This window comes from uncultured Thiodictyon sp., from assembly GCF_903946935.1.
GTDB lineage: Bacteria > Pseudomonadota > Gammaproteobacteria > Chromatiales > Chromatiaceae > Thiodictyon.
The window spans coordinates 1-2133 of the sequence record NZ_CAJAXH010000198.1; the positions used below are offsets into that span (position 1 = coordinate 1).

Annotated in this window: 2 protein-coding genes; both read right to left on the reverse strand. The window is 61.6% G+C overall.

The annotated features are described in order from the left end of the window. Nucleotides 1–499: 499 nt before the first annotated feature. Complete coding sequence (locus tag QZX93_RS16560) at nucleotides 500–937, reverse strand: hypothetical protein (protein WP_295390869.1); 438 nt, start codon at nucleotides 935–937, stop codon at nucleotides 500–502. A 160-nt stretch (nucleotides 938–1097) separates the two neighbouring features. Continuing rightward, the gene (locus tag QZX93_RS16565) at nucleotides 1098–1424 is read right to left on the reverse strand and encodes a hypothetical protein (RefSeq protein WP_295390871.1); all 327 of its coding nucleotides are present in this window, start codon (nucleotides 1422–1424) and stop codon (nucleotides 1098–1100) included. Between the last annotated feature and the right edge of the window lie 709 nt (nucleotides 1425–2133).

A 2133-nucleotide genomic window follows, 5' to 3' on the forward strand; every position in this document is an offset into this window, starting at 1 on the left:
CTGCTTGTGCCGAATGAGATTGGATCTTATTTGCGCGGTTCGACCGCTACCAAACGCTTCAAAATGCATGAACCGCTCGCCGATGCCCGGGCGGCGAAGAATGGGATTCGTGATGAAAGGCGAGTTTTCTGCCAGGCACTAATTATAAAGTTATCACGCCATGTCGCTGTTTTTCAAGCTCTCTCTCGACCGATCCAGGTTCAGCGCCAGCAGCCGCCTCAAAACCTCCTCATCCTCCATCATCCCAGCCCCGTAGTCCGCCCACCAGTAGGCCACCGCTACGACTGCGTGAGGGTCCTAATTGGGGGGCGGGTGAGGCTGTGGAAGGATAGAGGGAGGGAGTGGATCCGGTAGGTGTACATGGTTGGTCTCCTGAACGCTGTCTTGGCGTGATCAGGGCGCGGTGGATCGCGACCTTGGGCACAGCGTAAGGGAGGGCGGTTAGACAAAGGCTGAGCGGGGCTGTCAGGGGATGGTCAGATGGGACCAACAATCCGAACTACTGCGCCGGCGTCTTCGGCGGATGGCTGCAGCCGAATGCCGCAAGGATACCCTTCCGGCTGTAGACGCCGGGCTCTGCATGGTCGCCCCACTCGAAGTCGTATTGGACGGTGCGCATGCCGGCCACGGACGTCAGCGAGTACGTGGCGCCGATGAGATACAGCGCAGCACCGGTGGAGCCCATTTTCTGCGTCAGGTAGTCGGCGTCCACGACGGCAATCACGATCCTGTGACCGTCGATCCGGCGCAGGCGCAAGCCTGGGCGCGGCGAGCGCTGATTGAGTGCCTTCACGATCTGGGCGGGCGTCGCTGCCGGCATTGCGACGTCGAGACGCGGCGCGCAGTACTGCTCGGGGGGCACCTCCCAAAGGCCGGCCGGCGCGTTCGCGGGCGTCGTGACGCCCAACGCGGTGTTGCCCGCCGTGAAGATGAGCAAGGCAGCCAGCAGGGCGACCGTGGCGCCCGGTCGGTTTCGCATCCTGGCGTGGAGAGATAAAGGAGGGATAAGGGGTCTGACAATCATCGCAAGTGCTTCAGGATAGCGTGCCGTTTGGCTTTGTCTGATGCGGCTTCCAGCTTCCGCAGCGCCTCAGACCTCAACCTGACAGCTGCTCTCTCTGCAAATCGATCCCCAGCCGCCGACTGACCAGCCCGGCGTACTCTTTCCACTCGGCATCGTCGAGACCAGCGGCCATCCCCAGCCGGCGCAGGTTCGCGCGTAGATTCGCTTCGGCCACGATGTGGGCCAGGGGGCCGGGTTCGCCTTCGGGGCGGGCGAGGACGTGGCCGTCGGGTGTGACCACCAACTCGGCGAGGGCTGGGGTGGTGTACTGGCGCTCCAGGACGAAGCCCAGGATGGCGGCGAGCTGGAGGCTCATGTTGGGGAAGCGGGAGGGGGCGAGTCTGTCGTGAAGGGTGGTCATTGAGGGGCGTCAAGGGTTCTGATCGGGGGCGATAAGAATGCCAGGTTAAACGACGTCAACGTGATGATTCGCCGACGCGTGGCCCCGGCAGGGATCGAGCAAGGCCCGTAACCACGGCTTCCGGGCGACCGGAATCACCGGTTACTTCAAGAACTGCAAGACCTTAGAGACGGCCGCGGCCATGGCGAACCAGACCCGAGAGCCACCCGCGGTCGGCGAGCTCTTCAGCAGGGCCTTGAGCAAAATCCAGGGTGGGCGGTGATGTTGCTTCAGAACCTCGCAGCCAGGTCCTCGGCTTCCAGGGCCTACTGACCGTCATGCCGGGCCGTCGCACAACTCCTAAGTTACGCGACAACCACCGGGAGACCAGAAAGACGAGCCTTCCCCAATGTTGCCCCATTGTCATTTTCAGAAGTCATCTGCACCAGTTTGCTGGGCTCAAGGGCCGTTGTGCAGGGGACTTCTGACACGCGCTGATCAGCAGTCGCCTGCACCATCCTCCTTTTTGATCAGGAGTGGCCTGCAGCAAGATCCGGGTTTATCATAGGGTCAGAAATATCCTTGATTGCCAAGTCGGCCCCTCAAAGGCTATCCAGTTGAACAGTCAAGGCTTTGTTGTGCGACTCGCCAGGAGCCAGTCCCGAACCCCCTTGTTCCATAGTAGGTAGTGCAGGCGACTTCTGACATTTGGTGCAGACGACTTCTGAAA